Consider the following 20,772-nt stretch of genomic DNA (forward strand, 5'->3'; position numbering starts at 1 on the left):
TTTAAAATTTTATGAATAAAATCGTCTTTTTAATGTTGATAAATTTTTCATTATTAGCCTTCTCACAAAATCTGAAATTTGAGAATCAAAATTTTGAAAAGGTAGTTTTGAGTAAATATCCAAATATTGATTTTAACAAAGATGGAAAAATTAATAAAAATGAAGCAGATAGTTTAAAAGATTTAAATTTAATGGGACAGAATCTTACAAATGTAAATGATATTAATCTCTTTAAAAATTTAGAATATTTATCGCTAACCAACAATCATATTGAAAATTTGAAATTGAAAAATTTTCAGCATCTTGTAAAATTCTATTGTGCAAAAAATAAGCTTAAATCATTGGAAATTTCGAATTTACCAAAGTTAAAAGACTTAGCTTGCGGTGTAAATCAGTTGGAAATATTAACAATAAAAGACTGTCCAGCTATTGAATCAATTAATTTCATGAATAACAAAATAAAAGATATTGATCTAAAATCCTTTAAAAATTTAAAATATTTATCGGCTGATGATAACAAGCTGAAAAAATTAGATATCTCAAGAAATTCTGAACTAATTCAATTTATTATAAAAGGAAATGACATTTCCGAAATTGATGTTACAAAGAATCAAAAATTAATGATGAATATTCTCTATGTGGATGACAATGTAAAAATAAAAGGAACAGAAGAACAAATGAGACAATTCAGTCCCGCTCCGTCTCCACCGCCTCCAATGTAGATAAAAAAATACAGCAAATCATTTCGTTTCATTACAAAGAGGGAGATGCATCGATTTTATTATAAATCTATTACATGAAATTTAAAAGTAGATGACCCTAAACCTACCAATCTACAAAAATCGACAACTAAAAAACGCTATCCGGATTGTGTGGCAAATCTCAGCAGTTCTTTCTTTTCTAGTATTGCTGATTTTATTTTTTGTGGATGAAAAAATAATTCTATCCGAAGTTCCAATTTGTGAGTCTCGAAAAGAAGGATTAGAATGTTTCCTCTGCGGATCAACCCGCGCTTTCATCGAAATCAAAAATTTGAATCTTAAAAATGCTTTGGCGTTAAATAAATTCAGTCTAGTAATTTTTGGTTTGCTGGTAATTAATTCTATATTATTCTTGTTATTTCTTCTTAAAAATATAAAAACAAAACTATGAAAACAGCAAGTCTGGTGATGGGAATCTTAGCGATTTTCGGAATGCTTTTCGGATTTATTCCGTGTTTGGGAGCGTTCAATTGGATTAATATTCCATTTTCTATGATCGGATTGGTCATCAGCATTGTGGCATACGTTCAGGAAGACGGTCTGCCAAAAACAAATGCAACGGCAGGAATCATAATGTGTGGAATGGCTGCATTTTTGGGATTCATCCGATTGTTTATTGGTGGCGGAATTGTGTAGATTTATTGCTGATATTATTTGATAAAAACCATTACTGCTAATGTCACTCCTACGGAGTTCTAATTTATCACAACATTTATTTCTACAAACATATTGCTCCTTTGGAGCAATTTTTAAACATTATACTTTCGAATATTTTAAAAAATTTATTGATTTCATTCCAAAAAAAACTGTCTAGTTTTACACAAGACAGTTTTATCGTTTATCATTAATGATCCATCATTTATTATTACTCCAGCCAACCCATTTCCTTCATCCAGTCGTCGTTGTAGATTTTCGCTACATACCGGCTACCGTGATCGTGAAGAAGGACAACGATGATGTCATCTTTCGTGAACTGATCTTTCATCTGAACCAAAGCTGACATCGCACTTCCCGCAGAATAGCCGCAGAAAATCCCTTCTTCTTTTGCCAGTCTTCTCGCGTAGATGGCGCCGTCTTTGTCCGTCACTTTCTCGAAATGGTCGATGACGCTCATATCGTAATTTTCCGGCAGAATATCCTCGCCGATTCCTTCTGTAACGTAAGTGTAGGCGTGATTCAAATGGATTTCGCCCGTTTCGTGAATTTCTTTAAGGATTGAACCGTAAGTATCAACTCCGATCACTTTAATAGCCGGATTCTTCTCTTTGAAGAATGTTCCGCAACCAGTGACTGTTCCACCTGTTCCGGCACCGGCAACGAAATGCGTTAATTTTCCTTCAGTTTGTTCCCAGATTTCCGGTGCTGTGCTTTCGTAATGCGCCTGTCTGTTGGATAAGTTATCATATTGATTCACGTACCAGCCATTTTCGGTTTCGGCAGCCAGTCTTTTGGAAACTGAGTAGTAAGATCGTGGATCTGTTGGTTTCACATCTGTTGGGCAAACAATTACTTCTGCGCCAACAGCTCTTAAAATATCACATTTTTCTTTGGACTGCTTGGAATTGGTTACGAAAATACATTTGTAACCTCTTTGGATGGCTACCAGAGCCAATCCCATTCCTGTGTTTCCGGAAGTACCTTCGATGATGGTTCCGCCTGGTTTCAAACGGCCGTCTTTTTCCGCATCGTCGATCATTTTCAGGGCCATTCTGTCTTTTACGGAATTTCCGGGATTCGTAGTTTCTACTTTTGCCAAAACCAAAGCCGGAAAATCTTCTCCCAAAACTTTGTTTATTTTGACTAATGGCGTGTTACCAATGGTTTCTACGATATTGTTGTAATATTTCATTTGTTTTTATTTTTAATTTTAATTGATGCCGTCATTATTTTTAATTGTCTTTTAAATGATGACAAACATTGTTTTTATATTGAATCTGCAGCCCGGCTTGAACGGATCCCGATGTAAAATCGGGAGGGAGTGGAAGACGGATTAAGCTGCCCAAATTACAATAATTATTTAACTGTACTTAATTGCCCTAACCGGCGAAATCTTACTGATCAAATAGCTTGGCAAAATCATCGCTATTCCTGAAACAATAAAGATGCCGACAGAAACGGCAATGATGTAAACCGGATTGAGATCTACAGGAACGGTGCTGATAAAATAGTTTTCGGGATCGAGCTTGATAAATCCTGTATATTTTTGAACTAATAACAATCCGATTCCGATCACATTTCCTGCCAATAATCCGGGAATCATAATCAGCAAAGTGTAATTGATAAAGATGGATCTGATCTGTGCATTGGAAGCGCCCATCGTTTTCAAAACCCCGATGGAATTGGTTCTTTCAATAATTAATATCAATAAAACCATTACGATATTAATGACCACAACCAAAAGCATAATTGTAATAATTAATGAAATATTCTGGTTAAAAATATTGATCCAATCCAGAATCTGCGGATACTTTTCGGTTACTTTTTCTGCGTAATTTTTGTAGCCAATGTATTTTTCGATTTCCGGAAAAACTTGGTCAATCTTATCTGTGTCATCAAGAAAAATATCCAGTCCGCCAACTTGTTTTTCGTCCATATTCATCACTTTGCGAACGTGGTTGATGTCGCCGATGATATACAAATCATCTACAAGTTTGATGTCGGTTTTATAAATCCCTTTGACGATAAATTTCCTGTAAATTGGCTTCTGGTCTTCCTTTGAAAAAATAGTTACAATGCTGTCATTCGCTTTCAGAGAAAGATCGTGTGCAATTTTTTCTGACAGGATGATTTCATTATTATATCCGTCTTCTTTAAAATCGGGAATGGATCCTGCGATCATAAACGGCTGAAATCTGGCTTTGTCAAAATCTTTTCCGACGCCTTTCAGAATAATTCCGGCAAAATTGGTTTCGGTTCTTAAAATCCCACTAACTGAGGCATAAGACTGCAAACCAGCAACGCCGGGAATTTTTTTCACAGCATTGATATCCAAACCTTTTGTTTCCAAAACAGAAGAATTATAGGAAGAATTGGAACGCGTGGATTTGACAGAAATATCGCCGCTGAAATTTGAGATTCGGTCTTCTATCGCCCTTTTGGAGCCGAGACCTGTGGAAATCGTAATCAAAGAAACAATGATGCCCAATGCCACAGAAAGCCTGCCGATGTAGACGATAACCTTTGAGAGATTATTTTTGTTATCTTTGGAAAACGCTATCTTTTTCGAGAAATATAACGGAAAATTCAAATCAATGATATTAAGCCTCAAAAATAAAACTTTAGTTTTTATCCTGCTAATTTATTTTAGTTCAATCCCATTTATAAAAGCTCAAAAAACTGAAAAAGACTGCTTTGCGACTGCTGCGGACAGACCGGAACTTTACCTTCCGCTTTTGAAAAATAAAAATGTGATCGTAGCGGCTAACCAAACAAGTCTTCTGAAAGATAAAAAACATCTGGTAGATTTTTTGGTTGAAAATAATATTAAAATCAAATCCATCTTCGCTCCCGAACACGGCTTCCGGGGAACCGCTGATGCTGGTGAACACGTGAAAAGCGGAATTGATACCAAAACAGGATTACCAATTGTTTCACTTTACGGCGACAACAAAAAACCCAAAGCGGAATATTTGAAAGGTGCTGATGTGATTTTGTTTGATATTCAGGATGTTGGCGTAAGATTTTACACTTATATTTCGACTTTATCTTATATTATGGAAGCTGCGGCAGAAAATAATATAGAAGTAATTGTTCTTGATCGTCCAAATCCCCACGATGGTTACACAGACGGACCGATGATGCAAAACCAATGGAAAAGCTTTGTTGGATTGCATAATGTGCCTGTTGTTTACGGACTCACAATCGGCGAATATGGAAAAATGGTAAACGGCGAAAAGTGGCTGAAAAATGGAATCGAGGCAAAATACACTCTGATCCCAATGTTGAATTATCACAAGCAAAAAAGATATGGCGTTTCTGATAAACCTTCACCAAATCTTCCAAATGACAAGTCCATCAATCTCTATCCAAGTCTTTGTTTTTTTGAAGGCACTCAGGTTTCTGTAGGACGCGGAACAGATTTGCCATTTCAGATCTATGGAAGTCCGTGGACGAAAAGTTTCGGTTATCAATTCACGCCAAAACCAACGGCAGGCGCAAAAGATCCTTTCCTGAACGGAAAATTATGCTTCGGGGAAAACCTCAGCAACTATTCGCAAGACTTACGTATTTTGAATCTGGAATGGCTTTTGAAATCTTACAAAGACTATAAAAATCCTCAACAAAACTATTTCTTACAAAATTTATTTTTTGACAAATTAGCAGGAAGTGACGAACTCAGAAAACAAATCATTGCCGGAAAATCCGAAAAAGAAATCAAAGAAAGCTGGAAAAAAGATCTTGCAGATTTTGAAAAGATAAGACAGAAATATATCGTTTATCCAAACTAAAAAAACCTCGCAAGTTGCGAGGTTTATGTTTTATAAAAAGCTGGGATATTGTATTATTTAAAGAAAAAAGAGATACCGGCATTCACTCCAAAAGTGTTGGTCACATTTTTCACATCGTCTTCCTTGTCAGAAGTATTGACGTAAGCTAGACCTAAATCAATCCCTACTGAAGGCGTTACAAGAAAAACAATTCCACCTTTGGCTCCCCATGCAAGACCATCAGTCGTAAACTTCACTTCTTCATTTGTAGCAAAATCAGATGGATATTTCGTTGTATTAGAGAAATATCCAATTCCAGCACCTAAGTAGGGCATAACTTTAGAAGCAGATTTGAAATAATAAGTAGCGTTAGGCATTACAATTATCGTATTGCTTTTGGTATCAAAATTATATTCTTGATCAAAAATATATTGCGTGTTTGTAGTTTTTGCTGCAGTAAATGAAAGATCAACACCAATTGCAAAATTGTTAGCGACAAAATATCCAACTGAAGGCGTAATATTAAAAGAAGTAGTTTTTGGACCATCTACTGAATTACCGTCAAATTTAACTTTGCTTGTACTGTTATTGAAACCAATGTTCGTAGATCCGCCTACAACCCAAGATCCTTTTTCAGTTTGAGCATTCATTGTTCCAAAAAGTGCAACTGCCCCTAGAACCAATAGTTTTTTCATAGTTGATTAATTTTAGTATGCAATTTTAAGATAATTTTAACTTAAAACAAAACAACTTATAAAAAATCATAAATTTAGTTCTCCTCAGCCAACCATTCTCCGTAAGAATTTTCGGTCTCGTGAAGTTTCAGGTAGGCAAGCTGAACGTCGGATGGCAACTTGGATTTTATTTTTGAAGCGATGTCGTAAAGCATATTTTCGCACGTTGGCTGATAGTCGCAAAAGATTACTTTATGACCCTGATTTTGCAAGCTTTCACCAAGACTTTTATGTGGAGAAGCACCATTCACCAAAACCGAATGATCCCAGAGATCAATTATTTCTTCGTTCACAATTTTTTTGATATCGCCAAAGTCTACAACCATTCCATTCTTGTGATCGTCAAGATTGTTGATCGGATTTCCTTTTACTGTTACAAAAAGTTTGTAAGAATGACCGTGCATATTTTTGCATTTGCCATCATAATTGTAAAGCACGTGGGCGGTCTCGAAAGTGAAAATTTTGGTAATCCTTATCATTCTGCAAAGATAATCAAAAATCTGTTTGATTAATTTGGTAAAAGATTTGCAGCCAACTTTCAAATGCTTATTTTTGTGCACAGAAAACACATATATTAAAATGAAAAAAACACTTGTCTTCTTAAGTTTAATTTCTTCCGTTTATTTTTATTCCCAGGATTTTGCCGGCATCAATAAAATTCTCGATAAAATCGAAAGCAAAAGCAAAAAAATGAAAGACGCTTCTGAGTATGATCTCAAAGGCAAAAAATTCGTTTTGGTGGAAGATTTTGAAGACCACGCAGAACGCCACGTTTTGGAATTCAATACTGACGGAACTTTGACACTGATTGAACTGATTGATGACAAGTCCAGCGGAAAAAGTTTTTCCAATATTTTTACCGGCGATTACATCAGAAAGAAAAATGCAGTTTCGGTAAGAGCTAACTTCCTGGAAGGCAAACAGATTGCAATGCCTTTGGTTTACAGTTTATACATTATGAATGCGAGCGACATTTGGTATCTTAAAGATATTAATAGCAACAAACGCTGGATTGAGAACAATAATCTGATCAAAAAGAAGAAATAAATTCTATTTTTCTTTTAGGAAATCGATACAAATTTCGACGGCTTCGTTTAATTCTTTTGGTAATGAATCACTTTCCCAAGGCTCTTTTGCACCAAAAGTGTGATTTGCATTTTCAATGATTTTAAATTGAGAATTATTAGTCCAATAATGTAGATTTTCTGAGTGATCGATCGTTATAGATTCGTCATTTGAACCGTGAATAAATAAAGTTGGAATCTCAAGATTTCCACAAGCTTTCTCGACATCAAATCTTTCCTTATTATTTTCAAAATCTTTGTAGAATTGAAAATAATGAGGCATTTTTTGTTTGGTTCTGGCATTTTCGATGAAATATACGCCATCCTTTTTCCAGTTTTCAAAAGCTTCGTTTTGGGGAAATCTGTCAAGCGTTGAAACACTCGCAAGCGTCATTAATTTGGTAATGTTTTGATTTTCTGTAGCTTTAATAATCGAAATTCCGCCACCTCGGCTGTGTCCTAGTAAAGCTATATTTTCAGCGTCAACTTCTTTTTGATTTTTGAAGTGATTGATAACAATTTCCAGATCATTTAATTCTTTGGAATAATTATTCTGCCCAAAAGCTTCCAAATCGCCGAAGTTGTTTGGATCTTCGATCGTGGTTCCGTTATGCGACATATTGAATTTCACAAAATAAAATCCCGCTTCTGCAAACTTCTCTCCCATCAATTCCCAAGTTCCCCAATCTTTGTAGCCTTTGTAACCGTGAACAAATATTATTAGTGGAAGCTTCTTTTCTGATTTAGGAAAAAATGCATCTGCCAGGAATTCTCTTTCACCTTTTAGAATAATATTTTTTTGTTTGATCAAGTTCATTTCAGATTGAATTAAAATAAAAAAGGAAGTTAATGAAAACTTCCTTTAAATGTTATATCGTCATCGAAAAAATCCGGGTTTCCGGTTTGTTCCTCAACATTCTGAGATCAAAGACCATCGCGACATTTCTCGTGAAAGCACGTCCTTTTTCCGTGATTTTGATTTGATTTTCTGAAATTTCTACCAATCCATCAGATTCCATTTCTTTAAGTTTTTCAATGGAGTTTTCAATCTCTGGGAAAGAATTCTGCAGATCCCAACTGGTTTCCAGCTGACACATCAGATTCAAAATATGTTTTCTGATATTCAGATCCTCTGCATCTAAAATATGACCTCGGAAAACAGGAATTTGTCCTTCTTCCACCAATTTCTGATATTCCTCCACCGTTTTAACGTTCTGAGCAAACGCATACCAGGAATCTGAAATTGCGGACATTCCCAAACCGACCATTAATTGGGTTTTGCTGGAAGTGTAACCCATAAAATTACGGTGCAGTTTTTTCTGAATCTGAGATTGATAAAGGTCATCGTGTTCCAAAGAGAAGTGATCCATCCCAATTTCTATGTAACCAAGATCTTCCAACAGTTTTTTTCCGTCTTCATAAAGTCTTCGTTTTTCGTCACCGCTTGGCAAATCATTTTCATCGAAACCACGTTGTCCAACACCTTTTACCCAAGGCACGTGTGCGTAGGAATAGAAAGCCAATCGGTCTGGTTTCAATTCCATTGTTTTACGGATCGTGAATTCCATCGCTTCCCAAGTCTGATGTGGCAATCCGAAGATCAGATCGTGACTCACGCCTTTGTAGCCAATTTCTCTTGCCCAATTGGTCACATTTTCAACATTTTCGAAAGGCTGAACTCTGTTGATCGCCTTCTGAACTTTCGGATCATAATCCTGAACACCAAAACTAACTCTCGTAAATCCTAGGTCAAACAAGGTTTGAAGATGTTCACGGGTTGTATTATTCGGATGACCTTCAAAGCTGAATTCCTGATCTTCGGCAATTTCTACCGTATCAAAAATACCTTGTAAAAGTGTTCTCAAATTTTCTGGTGAGAAGAAAGTCGGAGTTCCGCCTCCCAGGTGAAGTTCTTTCAGTTTTGGTTTGTGATCGAACAATTCCAAGTACAATTTCCACTCTTTCAAAACGCTTTCCAGATATGGAACTTCTACCGAATGTTGCTTCGTGATTCTCTTGTGACACGCACAAAATGTACAAAGCGCCTCACAAAAAGGCAGGTGAATATAAATGGAAATCCCTTCCTCAGAATTGCTTTCCGAGAAAGATCTTATCACTGATTTTTTCCAGAGATCTGCGGTAAAACCTTCTTCATTCCAATAAGGAACAGTCGGGTAAGAGGTGTAACGCGGACCAGGAATATTGTATTTGTCAACTAAAGAATTCATTGCGGCAAAGTTACAAAATTTGAGTTTGGAATGAATTTGAATTAGGATGACTTTTGATTGGTACTTTCTATAACGGATGTCCAAATTTCTATAAAACGACAAAGCCCATAGCCCAGATAGGAACGGCATCCTTTTTTGCTTTTTGTGGAAAAGTTTGTTTGGATGAAAAAACGTGTGAAAGCAAAAAAGATATAGTGGATAGCGGGAAATAGCTCTTAATAGGCTTTAAAGAAAAAACCCTGTCAGCGTTTGAAATTCTGACAGGATTTTATGTATGTTGAAGACTTATTTAAATTATCTCAATTCTGCGTTCAATTCCTTTGTGAAAGACTTGATGAGTGAGTTCATAACTTCTGTGATGTCTTTGTCTTCCAAGGTTTTTTCTTCGTTCAAGAGTTCGAAACTCATCGCGTAGGATTTTTTGCCTTCTGGAAGATTTTTGCCTTCATAAACATCAAAAAGATTGATCTTCTTGAGGAAAGGCGACTTGTTCTTCTTTGCCAATTCGTACAATTCTGAGTAAGAGATCGTCTTGTCCACCAACAACGCAAGGTCTCTTCTGATCTTGTTGAATTTTGGAATGTCGACAAATTTCAGGTTTTCGTTGCTTCTGAAAGACTGACAGTTTTCCAGTTCGATCTCTGCGTAGAAAACGTCTTGGCTGATGTCGAAATCCTTCAACAATTGTGGGGAAACCTTTCCTAATCTTGCCAAAATTTTCCCTTCTGCCGAGATTTCCAAAGCATCGGAAAAACGTGGATCTTCCAAAGCGGATTCGTGAAGGTCAAGATTTAATTTTTCCAAAAGAATTTTCACGTAAGCTTTCAAATGGTAGAAATCTGTCGCGCTTTTTGGCTGAAGCCAGTTCTCTGCAACTTCTCTCCCCGTTGTCAGGATCGCCAATTGTTTTCTTTCTTCGTACTTTTTTTCCCTTTGGTCAAGATACGCTTCGCTTGATTCTTTTTTATGATAAATTTTCCCTAATTCGAAAAACTTGATGTCGGCCGATTTTCTGTTGATATTGTAGATCGCATTTCCCAAAAGTCCTTCTAACAAAGACTTTCTCATAAATGCCAAATCGTTGCTCAATGGATTCAACAACTTTACTGCATCGGTCTCGTCTTTCACAGAAGTCAATGAATTGTTCATCACCTCGTTGAAGCCATTGCCTTGTAAAGTCCTTGCCCAGGCGTTTTCCAAAGCGTCCTGATCTTCGAAATCCAGTTTTACGGGCGTGAAGGAGATCTTCTTTGGTGCTTCGATCTTGTTGTAACCGTAGATCCTTAGAACTTCTTCGATGACGTCAATTTCTCTGGTAACGTCGGCTCTGTAAACTGGAATCGATAATTCTAGTCCGTTTTGAATTTCATTAAGAATTGTAATCTCCAAAGATTTTAAAATCTCTTTGATCTTCTCTCTGTGAATTTTAGTTCCAAGAATCTGATCAATCTTCGAATATCTGAAAACGACGTAATGGTCTTTGATCTTCTCTGGATAACTTTCCAAGATCTCGCCAACCAATTTTCCGCCAGCCAATTCCTCGATCAACTGGATCGCGTGTGTCAAAGCGGTTCTTGCATTGTTCGGATCCACACCTCTTTCGAAACGGAAAGATGCATCGGTATTGAGTCCGTGGAATTTCGAAGCTTTTCTGATCGCCACCGGATTGAAGTAAGCACTTTCCAAAAATATCGTTTTGGTTTCCGTAGAAACGCCACTTTCGCTTCCGCCAAAAACGCCGGCGATGCAAAGCGGATTGTCTTTTCCGTCTTTGATGATGATCTCGGAACCGTTCAAAGTTCTTTCCACACCATCCAAAGTTTTGAATTTTGTCCCTTCTTGGACTGTTCCAACTTTCACGACCTTGTCTGCAATTTTGTCTGCGTCAAAAGCGTGAAGCGGTTGTCCGAGGCCGTGAAGAATGTAATTGGTAATATCTACCACATTATTGATCGGCGAAAGTCCGATGGCTTTCAATCTTGCTTTCAACCAATCTGGAGAAGTTTTCACTTCTACATTTTCGATCACTGCACCCAAATATCTTGGTGTAAGTTCAGAGTTTTCTATTTGTAATTTGAAATCGTGAGAACCTTCGATATTTAAAACTTTGGATTCGATTTTTGTGAATTCTGATTTCAGGTTATTGGAAACCAAGAAAGCTTGCAAGTCTCTGGCAACGCCGTAATGCGACATTGCGTCAGTTCTGTTTGGCGTCAATCCGATCTCGTAGACCTCATCGTTTGTCAATTCAAAATAGTCTGCGAAATTCTTTCCAACTTCGAATTTTTCTGAATCCAAGACCATAATTCCGCCGTGATCATCGCTCAACCCTAATTCATCTTCTGCGCAGATCATTCCTTCGGAAACTTCGCCACGGATCTTTGCTTTTTTGATATCGAAAGAAGTGCCGTCTTTTGCATAGATCTTAGTCCCAACCACTGCAACGGGAACGGTTTGTCCAGCTGCAACATTTGGTGCGCCACAAACGATCTCTAAAACTTTTCCGCCAACATCGACTGTTGTTTTGTTGAGTTTATCTGCATTTGGATGTTTTTCGCAAGTCAAAACTTTGCCAACAACTATTCCTTCCAAGCTACCTTTTACGCTTTCGAATTTATCTACGCCTTCGACTTCCAGACCGATGTCTGTAAGATACGCACTGATTTTCTCCGTAGAAAGTTCAGTTTTGATATAATCCTTAAGCCAATTATTTGAAATTTTCATTATTTATATTATTGTCGGAAGTCAGAAGTCTGATGTCCGAGGTTTTATTTTAATTTAATATTTTTCAGATTTGAATCTTCAAATCTCTTTTTTTATTTTAAAGCTGTATTCTACTTATCATCATAATGTCCCCAAGCCGAAAGAAAAAGAATGTCATTAGATTCTATCTCATAAACCAAACGATGTTGCTTGTTGATTTCGCGAGACCAAGTCTCAACTTTTCGATGTTTAAGCTGTTCTGGTTTTCCCGTTCCAACCCTAGGACTATCCAGACATTCCGTTACAAAACGTTCGACTTTTGAAAGCAACTGTTTTTGTCCTGACTTTTTATGTTTTTTCAGGTCTTCAATAAATTTTTCGGTATAGTTTACAGAAAAACTCATAATGAATCAAAAAAATTCTTGACCTCGTCTTTTGATTTCAGCACCTTTTTGCTCTTGCCTTTCTTTGATTCATCAAGCATTTCATCAAATTCCTTACGAGAATATTTTATTTTCTCAGATGAATCTGAAGCATTTTCTTTTACCTTAAGCTTTTTAACGCCAAGCGCTTTTAAAATTGTGCGGATTTTTTCAACTTCGGATTTATCCGCTTCAAATGTGAACGTTGTCATATTCCGTTATTTTTTTAGGTTAAAAAAATATTTATTAAACAAAATTTGAGATTTGAATCATCAAATCTCAAATCTTATTATTTATAAAATCGATAAATAATCATTCATCAATTATCCTTTATCATTTATAATCCAATTACTGGCATTGACAGCATCAGGATACTTTCGTTTTCCTCCAATCCGTCAACTGGTTCTACGATTCCTGGTCTGTTTGGCTGAGACATTTTCATCGTCACATCGTCAGAAGCCAAAACGGATAACATCTCTGTCAGGAATTTTGAACTGAAACCGATGTTGATATCATCTCCATTGTAATCACAAGGAATCTGCATATCTGCCTTGTTTGCGTACTCTGTATCTTCTGCGTGAAGGTGAAGCACATTTCCGGACAATTTGAATCTTACCTGATTGGTCGATTTGTTTGACATAATGGATGCTCTACGGATAGAACTCAAAAGTAGACCTCTGTTGATGGTCAAAACGTTTGGATTTTCTTTCGGAATTACCGCGTTGTAGTTTGGATATTTACCATCTATCAAACGACAGATCCAAGTGTTGTTTCCAAAAGTGAACTTCGCCATATTGTCGCTGAATTCGATCAACACATCTTCCGTTGAATTGTTCAGGATATTTTTGAAGATCGCCAATGGTTTTTTCGGCATAATGAATTCCAAAGTCTCAAGATGCGTGACATCTGTTCTTTTGTAAACCACCAATCTGTGAGAATCTGTGGATACAAAATTGGTCTCATCTTCTTTGAATTGAAACAAAACACCTGTCATCACTGGACGAAGAGAATCGTTACTTGTCGCAAACAAAGTGTTCGCCAAAGCTTCTGCCAAAACGCCACCAGAGATGGACACTTTTTGAGACGCATCGAATTCCGGCAATTCCGGGTAATCGTCTGCATTGTCTAGCGCTACTGCAAAGTTATCTTTCTCATCCAAGATCTCTAAAACGCTTCCGTTTCCGTCTTCGGAATCTTTCACGGCCAAAGTCAAGGGTTGCTCGCCGTAAGTCTTCAAGAAATCCTGAAAGATCTTCCCGGGAACTGCTATTTTTCCTTTGTCATCTGACTTCACCTCAAGAGAAGTGATCAGCGTTGTTTCGCCGTCTGATGCTGTAACAGTCAACAAGTTCTGATCTAATTCGAAAAGAAAATTCTCCAAAATTGGTCTAGACTGTGAACCGGAAATAACGCCGCTAACTGTCTGTAAAGCTTTCTGCAAATCGCCACTGGCAACAATAAATCTCATAAACTGTATTTATTTCAATTCTACAAAGATAATGAATTTGATGTGATTTTAAAAGCTGTATTTATTTAGTTATTAACAATTTTTAGATTTATCTATCTTTGTTGATATTATTCCTATGAAAAAACCGCCATTTCATAAAAGCGTTCAGTTCACAATCCGTGGGATCCTGTGGATTTTGAGGAACGAGCGCAATTTCCAGATCCATATTTTGGGATTGATCATCAATCTTTTTCTGATTGTCTATTTAGGACTTTCGAATTTTGAAAGTGCATTGATCATTCTGGTTTCGTTTTTTATTTTGGTGACGGAAGCTTTGAATACTTGTGTTGAGAAAATCTGTGATTACATTCAGCCAGAATTTGATTTGAGAATTGGAATCATTAAGGATTTGGCTGGAGGAGCGGTTTTGTTGGCGACTATTTCTGCGATCTGTGTTGGGGCTTTGGTTTATTGGCCTTATTTAAGCTTGAGGGTTTGAGAGTCGTAGAGTTTGGAAGTTTTGAATTCTAATTTTTTTATTATGAATCTAATTGAAATTTATTAAACTTAATTATTCAAAGATTACAAGATTTAATCATCGTTTTTTACATAAAATTTTTACATTTGTTTTCAATATAATTCTAGAATGAGCAAAAAAAACATCGCCGTCGTAATGGGCGGATATTCTGATGAATACAAAGTTTCTCTAAAAAGTGGACAATTGATTTTCGATTCTTTGGACCGTGATATTTATAATGTTTACAAAGTGGTCATCCTGAAAGATCAATGGTATTTCCTCGATGAAAACGATCAAAAAAAACCAATCAACAAAGCTGATTTTTCTGCCGATCTAGGAAACGGAGAAAGTCTGAAATTCGATGCTTGTTTCAATATCATCCACGGAACACCTGGCGAAAACGGAATTCTACAAGCTTATTGGGATGCAGTTGGACAAAAATACACAGGCTGTGATTTCTATCAAAGTGCCTTGACTTTTAACAAAAAAGATACCTTAGCCGTTCTTTCAAAATATGGCATTCCATCAGCAAAAAGTATTTACCTAAGAAAAGGTGAAGATATTTCTGATGACAAAATTGTGGAAGAACTGGGATTACCTCTTTTCGTGAAGCCCAATCAAAGCGGTTCTTCACTCGGGATTTCGAAGGTCAAAGAAAAAAGTGAATTGAAAAATGCACTTGAAATTGCCTACAAGGAAGACGACGAGATCCTAATTGAAAGCGCCTTAAACGGAACCGAGGTTTCTGTAGGTGTTTTGGATTACAAAGGTGACGTGATTGTTTTAGGAATTACCGAAATCATTCCTGACAAAGAATTCTTCGATTATGAAGCCAAATATGAAGGCGCTTCCCAGGAGATCACGCCTGCAAGAATTGACGAAGAGACGACAAAGAAGGTGGAAGAAATCTCCATCAAAGCTTATAAATCACTTGGAATGAGTGGATTCTCTAGGTCAGAATTTATCATTGTGGACAGAATTCCATACCTTTTGGAAATGAATACAAACCCTGGATTTTCGCCGGCAAGTATTCTTCCGCAACAAGCGAAGATCTACGGAATCTCCATCAAAGACCTTTGTGGAAGCGAAGTTGAGAAAGCTTTAAATAAATAATTATAAATTAGCCAGAGAAAAGTCTTTGGCTTAATTTTTTTTAAATCTGAAATAAATGAAAATTGCTGTTTTTCCTGGATCGTTCGATCCTATCACACTTGGACATTACGATATCGTAGAGCGCGCCGTTCCGCTTTTTGACAAGATCATCATCGCCATCGGAAAGAATTCTCAGAAAAAATATATGTTCTCTCTCGAGCAACGCAAGGAATTCATCAGAAAAACTTTTGAAAAATTTCCTAATGTGGAAGTCGATGATTTTGAAGGATTGACCATCGATTATTGTAAAAGTAAAAACGTGAATTTCATTTTGAGAGGCTTAAGAAATCCAGCCGATTTTGAATTTGAAAAGTCAATTGCCCAAACCAACCGAGCTTTGACAAGGGAAAACACGATTGAAACAATTTTCCTTCTGACATCTTCTGGCAAATCGTACATCAGCAGTAGTATTGTGCGGGAAATCATTTCTTATGGCGGAAACTACGAGATTATGGTTCCGGATGCGGTGAGAGCAATTAAAGAATAAAAATTTAAGTTAAATTTCAACACATAAAAATTCCTGATAACTTCAGGATTTTTTTATTTATAATTTATAGAACATCTACTTACATTTTGGTATTAAAACAAAAAAACCGCCTATAAAAGGCGGTTTTAAGTGGTTTCTCCAGGGATCGAACCAGGGACACATGGATTTTCAATCCATTGCTCTACCAACTGAGCTAAGAAACCATTGTTTTTTGAGCAATGAACTCATTAATTAGTTTTAAACATTAATAGTAAATCAATATTTAATTGTGGTTTCTCCAGGGATCGAACCAGGGACACATGGATTTTCAATCCATTGCTCTACCAACTGAGCTAAGAAACCATCACTCGCATTGTTATTTTGAGTGGTGCAAAAATATAGTCTTTATCCTTACAATGCAAATTATATTGAAAATTAGTCAATATTTGTTTGAAAATTACTGATTTTCAGAGGATTTTTTTTCAGTTTGTGCTTTGAAAAAATCACTTAACTCTTCCAAAACAGGCTTTATCGTATCTTCCGGCAAATCGCTGATTCGAATGTACATCAATCCGTCAATCGCATCGTTGAAGTTTGGATCAACGTTGAAGGCGATCATTTTCGCATTCTGCTTGATGTATTTCTTAATCAAAACAGGCAACCTCAATTCAGGTTCAAGATCGTCAATAATCTTATCTAACTTATTAAGATCGGCATCAATATCTTCGAAAAATAACGCTTTATCACGTTCCTTCATCACCACTTTGAATTCATTTTTTGGATGAATATATTGCGCAACAGCAGAGTCATAATAATGAGAACGCATAAATTCAATCATCAAAGATTTTGAGAATTCTGAAAACTTATTGCTAATACTTACACCACCCATCAGGAATTTATGTTCCGGATTTCGAAGACAAACGTGGACAATTCCTCTCCACAGTAAGAATAACGGAAACGGTTTCTGCTGATATTCCACAGAAACGTAAGCACGTCCCATTTCGATCACTTTTCGGAAGAACGGTTGCAACTCCGGATCGTACTCGAAAAGTGAACTGGTGTAGAATCCATCAATGCCATATTTCTTCATCACTTCCGCGCCAAGAGCCATTCTGTAAGCGCCAACCAGCTTTTTGCCGGCATTATCCCACATAAAAAGATGGTGATAATGGTTATCATATTCGTCCAGATCAAAAGGGAGATTTGTGCCTTCACCAATTGCCCGGAAAGTCAACTCTCTCTGACGCCCGATTTCCCTCATTATAAAAGGAATCTCGGCTGATGTTGTAAAAAAAACATCGTAGTCGCCGTGAGAAAAAAGTTTTTTATTTTCTGTATTTTTAAGGATGTTGATTTCGCTTTCAATGTCTTCCGTTGGCGTTTCTTCAATGATATTCTGTACGATATTATTCTGCTTTACCAATGGATTTTTGAGCGACATATTCGGAAGCTTCAATTTTTCCGTGATGCTTTTTCTTCTTTCATAATAAGACTTCAGCATATAAACCTTATTATAAAGATAATCGCCAAGTTCGTCGATCGTTTCCTCTTCCTGCATTTGTTTTACGGAGATAGGTTTTCCGATTCTGATACGGATTGGATGATCCCTTTTGCGCATCATTTCCGTTGGCAGCATCAATGTTTGAAGATCCGGATGAAGCTTAGCCAGATTGTAAAAAATCTTACTATTAGTGGCGTGGAAATACATCGGAACTACGGGAACTTTGGCTTTTTTAATGATCTTCAGCGCTGTTTTCCCCCAAGGTCTGTCAAGAATTTCCCCGTAATCATTATTTTTATTGGACACTTCGCCAGCTGGAAATATGCCCAAACAACCACCTTCCGACAAATGTCTGAAAGTTTCTCTCATTCCCGATGAACTGCTGTACGCATCTTTCCGCTCCTCGAATGGATTAACGGAAATAACGAAAGGTTCCATTGGTTTGATTTTCGATAAGAGAAAATTCCCCATCACTTTGAAATCCGGACGCACACTCAGAATTATTTTGCACATCAATATCCCATCCAATGCACCCAGCGGATGATTGGAAACAATGATAAATGGTCCGGTTTTGGGAATCTTGGCAAGATCTTCCGCAAAAACGATGTAGCTGAGTTCCTGCTCTTTTACAAATTCATCAAAGAATTCCACACCTTTTGTATGGATGAGTTTATTATAAAGTGTGTTGACTTCATTTATTTTGGTGAGATTCATGATCGCAGACGAAACGGGTCTCTTGAGAAAACCAATTTTATCGAGTCCGGCTGCTTTTATCAAGTCTTCTTTGGAAATTAAGCTCATAGTGTTTTTACATGGTTACCATTTGGAAGGTTTTTTTGGAAATCTGCTCCAACAGTACTTTTTTGTCTTTGTAGAATTTCTCCAGCTTGTCCAATTCAGCATTTCTAACGGTAAACAAGGATACATTTTTCGTCATTTGTGTGATGAAACTTTGCTGCAGTTCTTCATTGAATTCATTAGCGGTTCCAAATTTATCTTCCAAACATAAAGCTAGTGAAATTGCCGAATTCTGCATCAAAGAAACTTTAATTTTATATTTTGCCAAAAGCGTAAAGATCAAACTGATGTGATCTTCGGCTATGAAAGAGAAATCGCGGGTTTCAACATTCAGCAAAGTTTGATTTTCTTTGAGGATGTAACTTTCTACAGATTCGTTTTCTGCTGAATTTCCAACCTTAGTTCCCGGTTCTTTCGGATCAACAAATGATTTTACAAAGAATGGAATATTTTTCTGTTTAAGCGGCTGCAATGTTTTTGGGTGAATAACGGATGCGCCGTAGTAAGCCATCTCGATCGCCTCTTCGTAAGAGATGAAAGACAAAAGTTCCACGTTATCAAATTTCCTAGGATCACCAGTCATCACGCCCGGAACATCTTTCCAGATGGTCATTTCGTCCGCATTCAGGCAATAGGCGAAAATCGCAGCGGTATAATCGGAACCTTCTCTTCCTAAAGTAACTGTGAAATTATTGGTTTCAGAACCGATAAATCCTTGAGTAACATAACAATTGATTTTATCCAATTTGGAAATATTCTGCTCAGTTTCCTGCCAGTTGACGATTCCTTCTCTGTAATTGCTGTCGGTTTTGATGTAATCTCTAGCATCCAGCCAATGGTTAAAAAACTGAATATCATTAAGATACTCACTCAATATCTTTGAAGAAATCATTTCGCCGCAGCTTACAACCTGATCGTAAACGAAGTTATAATTCGGCGATTTATTTCGTCTTAAAAAAGAATCGATGTCATCGAAAAATAATGAGATCTCTCCAAAAACCGGATGGTTTTCTGAAAATAAACCTTTGGCAATGTCGATGTGATTTTTCTTTATCAACTCAATTTCCTGCTGATAATCCTGCTTCTTGAAATAATATTCCACTACTTTTTCCAAAGCATTCGTCGTTTTTCCCATTGCGGAAACCACAAGCAGACATTTTTCAAAACCCTGAGTTTCGAGAACCAAGGCTACATTTTTCACACCTTCAGCATCTTTTACAGATGCGCCACCAAATTTGTAAATTTTCATTAGATTTTTTAAGACTTAAAAACAGTTGATTTTAATAGAACAACATCGTTAATTTATTATTAACCCCCAAAAATATTAATAATGAACGAAATATGAAAATTGGACATCAGATTTTTTAATGCCTCATTATGAATCATAAAACCATATTAATAGGATTATGATAACTATCATCAATTAATGATAAATTTTGTTTCATTTGTTTGAAAAATAATATAGTTTTGTAAATCTGAAAATTAAACCCATGTCAAAACAAGCCTTACAGACTTTAGGAGAATTCATCATCGATAAACAGGATGATTTCAAATATTCAACAGGAGAACTTTCCCGCCTTATCAGTTCAATCAGAATTGCGACAAAAATCGTAAACCGCGAAGTGAACAAAGCCGGAATTGCAGACATCATCGGAAATGTTGGAAATATGAATATCCAGGGCGAAGATCAGCAAAAACTGGATGTATTGGCCAACGATATTTTCATTGCCGCACTTTCGCAAAGAGAAGTAGTTTGCGGAATTGCATCTGAAGAAAGCGATGACTTCATCGAAGTAAAATGTACAGAAAATGCACACCTTAGTAAATATGTCGTTTTGATTGATCCTTTGGACGGCTCTTCCAACATCGATGTGAATGTTTCTGTAGGAACTATTTTTTCAATTTACAGAAGAGTTTCTGATCCTGGTAGCCCTGTAGAATTGAGAGATTTCTTACAAAAAGGTGTGAATCAGGTCGCTGCAGGCTATGTAGTTTACGGCTCATCCACAATGATTGTTTACACGACTGGAAATGGCGTGAACGGATTTACTTTGGATCCATCAATCGGAACATACTATTTATCTCACGAAAATATCAAATTCCCGACTATGGGAAAAATCTATTCCATTAATGAAGGAAATTATGCCAAATTCCCTCAGGGTGTGAAAGATTATATCAAATACTGCCAGGAAGAAGAAGGCGACAGACCTTACACTTCCAGATACATTGGATCGCTGGTTTCAGATTTTCACAGAAATATGCTGAAAGGCGGAATCTATATTTATCCTCAAACTTCTCATTCTCCAAAAGGAAAACTGAGATTGCTTTACGAGGCAAATCCAATGGCATTTCTGGCAGAGCAAGCTGGCGGCAAATGCAGCGACGGTTTCAAAAGAATTATGGAAATCGAACCAACAGAACTTCATCAGCGTGTTCCGTTTTTCTGCGGAAGTGCAGCGATGGTAACGCAAGCTGAGGAATTTATGGCGAAAGCGGTGAATAAAAACTAGAATTAATTATTTTTTAAATCATACTAAAGACCGATTTTGTCG

At 36.7% G+C, this 20,772-nt stretch carries 20 protein-coding genes and 2 tRNA genes; 8 read left to right on the forward strand and 14 right to left on the reverse strand.

Annotated elements, in window-relative coordinates; all coding sequences use genetic code 11:
* Positions 1 to 11 precede the first annotated feature (11 nt).
* Positions 12 to 722 carry a hypothetical protein gene (locus LUD75_RS01590; RefSeq protein ID WP_232703972.1) on the forward strand — a complete coding sequence of 237 codons (711 nt, stop codon included), beginning with the start codon at positions 12 to 14 and terminating at the stop codon, positions 720 to 722.
* A 426-nt stretch (positions 723 to 1,148) separates the two neighbouring features.
* The gene (locus tag LUD75_RS01595) at positions 1,149 to 1,397 is read left to right on the forward strand and encodes a hypothetical protein (RefSeq protein ID WP_232703973.1); all 249 of its coding nucleotides are present in this window, start codon (positions 1,149 to 1,151) and stop codon (positions 1,395 to 1,397) included.
* 229 nt (positions 1,398 to 1,626) lie between these two features.
* Here the strand turns inward: LUD75_RS01595 and LUD75_RS01600 are convergent, their stop codons facing one another.
* Together LUD75_RS01600 and LUD75_RS01605 are read right to left on the reverse strand one after the other, a co-directional pair.
* Entirely contained in the window at positions 1,627 to 2,610 is a 984-nt protein-coding gene (locus tag LUD75_RS01600) for a pyridoxal-phosphate dependent enzyme (RefSeq protein ID WP_232703974.1), read from the reverse strand.
* A gap of 168 nt (positions 2,611 to 2,778) precedes the next feature.
* Positions 2,779 to 4,008, reverse strand: coding sequence for an FtsX-like permease family protein (locus LUD75_RS01605; RefSeq protein WP_232703975.1), 1,230 nt, complete (start codon positions 4,006 to 4,008; stop codon positions 2,779 to 2,781).
* Between the two features lie 4 nt (positions 4,009 to 4,012).
* On the opposite strand from LUD75_RS01605, the gene LUD75_RS01610 reads away from it, so the two are divergent.
* Positions 4,013 to 5,209 carry a DUF1343 domain-containing protein gene (locus LUD75_RS01610; RefSeq protein WP_232703976.1) on the forward strand — a complete coding sequence of 399 codons (1,197 nt, stop codon included), beginning with the start codon at positions 4,013 to 4,015 and terminating at the stop codon, positions 5,207 to 5,209.
* Positions 5,210 to 5,262: 53 nt separating this feature from the next.
* Here LUD75_RS01610 and LUD75_RS01615 read toward each other — a convergent pair whose 3' ends face one another.
* On the reverse strand, positions 5,263 to 5,883 hold the full coding sequence (locus LUD75_RS01615) for a porin family protein (protein ID WP_232703977.1): 621 nt from the start codon (positions 5,881 to 5,883) through the stop codon (positions 5,263 to 5,265).
* A gap of 74 nt (positions 5,884 to 5,957) precedes the next feature.
* A complete protein-coding gene (locus LUD75_RS01620) occupies positions 5,958 to 6,401 on the reverse strand; it encodes a 6-carboxytetrahydropterin synthase (RefSeq protein WP_232704906.1) in 444 nt (147 codons plus the stop codon).
* A 100-nt stretch (positions 6,402 to 6,501) separates the two neighbouring features.
* Between LUD75_RS01620 and LUD75_RS01625 the strand changes: the two genes are divergently transcribed.
* Positions 6,502 to 6,969, forward strand: a complete 468-nt coding sequence (locus LUD75_RS01625; protein ID WP_232703978.1) for a hypothetical protein — start codon at positions 6,502 to 6,504, stop codon at positions 6,967 to 6,969.
* 3 nt (positions 6,970 to 6,972) lie between these two features.
* Here LUD75_RS01625 and LUD75_RS01630 read toward each other — a convergent pair whose 3' ends face one another.
* From LUD75_RS01630 to dnaN, 6 genes are all read right to left on the reverse strand, one after another.
* Positions 6,973 to 7,803 (reverse strand): dienelactone hydrolase family protein, encoded by an 831-nt coding sequence (locus LUD75_RS01630; RefSeq protein WP_232703979.1) that lies wholly within the window; start codon positions 7,801 to 7,803, stop codon positions 6,973 to 6,975.
* A gap of 52 nt (positions 7,804 to 7,855) precedes the next feature.
* Positions 7,856 to 9,214 (reverse strand): oxygen-independent coproporphyrinogen III oxidase, encoded by a 1,359-nt coding sequence (gene hemN / locus LUD75_RS01635; protein ID WP_232703980.1) that lies wholly within the window; start codon positions 9,212 to 9,214, stop codon positions 7,856 to 7,858.
* A 294-nt stretch (positions 9,215 to 9,508) separates the two neighbouring features.
* Positions 9,509 to 11,938 carry a phenylalanine--tRNA ligase subunit beta gene (gene pheT / locus LUD75_RS01640; RefSeq protein ID WP_232703981.1) on the reverse strand — a complete coding sequence of 810 codons (2,430 nt, stop codon included), beginning with the start codon at positions 11,936 to 11,938 and terminating at the stop codon, positions 9,509 to 9,511.
* 110 nt (positions 11,939 to 12,048) lie between these two features.
* A complete protein-coding gene (locus LUD75_RS01645; protein WP_232703982.1) occupies positions 12,049 to 12,321 on the reverse strand; it encodes a Txe/YoeB family addiction module toxin in 273 nt (90 codons plus the stop codon).
* Positions 12,318 to 12,551, reverse strand: coding sequence for a hypothetical protein (locus tag LUD75_RS01650; protein ID WP_232703983.1), 234 nt, complete (start codon positions 12,549 to 12,551; stop codon positions 12,318 to 12,320). Before LUD75_RS01650 ends, LUD75_RS01645 begins: the two co-directional genes overlap by 4 nt.
* A gap of 125 nt (positions 12,552 to 12,676) precedes the next feature.
* Positions 12,677 to 13,807 (reverse strand): DNA polymerase III subunit beta, encoded by a 1,131-nt coding sequence (gene dnaN / locus LUD75_RS01655; RefSeq protein ID WP_232703984.1) that lies wholly within the window; start codon positions 13,805 to 13,807, stop codon positions 12,677 to 12,679.
* A 115-nt stretch (positions 13,808 to 13,922) separates the two neighbouring features.
* Here dnaN and LUD75_RS01660 point away from each other — a divergent pair, with 115 nt between their 5' ends.
* From LUD75_RS01660 to coaD, 3 genes are all read left to right on the forward strand, one after another.
* Entirely contained in the window at positions 13,923 to 14,285 is a 363-nt protein-coding gene (locus tag LUD75_RS01660; protein WP_232703985.1) for a diacylglycerol kinase family protein, read from the forward strand.
* 147 nt (positions 14,286 to 14,432) lie between these two features.
* A complete protein-coding gene (locus LUD75_RS01665) occupies positions 14,433 to 15,416 on the forward strand; it encodes a D-alanine--D-alanine ligase (protein WP_232703986.1) in 984 nt (327 codons plus the stop codon).
* Between the two features lie 55 nt (positions 15,417 to 15,471).
* Positions 15,472 to 15,942, forward strand: a complete 471-nt coding sequence (coaD, locus tag LUD75_RS01670) for a pantetheine-phosphate adenylyltransferase (RefSeq protein WP_232703987.1) — start codon at positions 15,472 to 15,474, stop codon at positions 15,940 to 15,942.
* Between the two features lie 130 nt (positions 15,943 to 16,072).
* Here coaD and LUD75_RS01675 read toward each other — a convergent pair.
* The 4 genes from LUD75_RS01675 to LUD75_RS01690 form a co-directional block, all read right to left on the reverse strand.
* Positions 16,073 to 16,145: transfer RNA gene (locus LUD75_RS01675), tRNA-Phe, on the reverse strand.
* A 66-nt stretch (positions 16,146 to 16,211) separates the two neighbouring features.
* A tRNA-Phe gene (locus LUD75_RS01680) sits at positions 16,212 to 16,284 on the reverse strand.
* 94 nt (positions 16,285 to 16,378) lie between these two features.
* Positions 16,379 to 18,223 carry a lysophospholipid acyltransferase family protein gene (locus LUD75_RS01685; protein WP_232703988.1) on the reverse strand — a complete coding sequence of 615 codons (1,845 nt, stop codon included), beginning with the start codon at positions 18,221 to 18,223 and terminating at the stop codon, positions 16,379 to 16,381.
* 7 nt (positions 18,224 to 18,230) lie between these two features.
* Positions 18,231 to 19,469 (reverse strand): aspartate kinase, encoded by a 1,239-nt coding sequence (locus LUD75_RS01690; RefSeq protein WP_232703989.1) that lies wholly within the window; start codon positions 19,467 to 19,469, stop codon positions 18,231 to 18,233.
* A gap of 241 nt (positions 19,470 to 19,710) precedes the next feature.
* Between LUD75_RS01690 and fbp the strand changes: the two genes are divergently transcribed.
* A complete protein-coding gene (gene fbp / locus LUD75_RS01695) occupies positions 19,711 to 20,730 on the forward strand; it encodes a class 1 fructose-bisphosphatase (protein ID WP_232703990.1) in 1,020 nt (339 codons plus the stop codon).
* Positions 20,731 to 20,772: the final 42 nt, after the last annotated feature.

Origin of the sequence: Epilithonimonas sp. JDS, assembly GCF_021261315.1 — a bacterium.
In the GTDB taxonomy this organism is placed as follows: domain Bacteria; phylum Bacteroidota; class Bacteroidia; order Flavobacteriales; family Weeksellaceae; genus Epilithonimonas.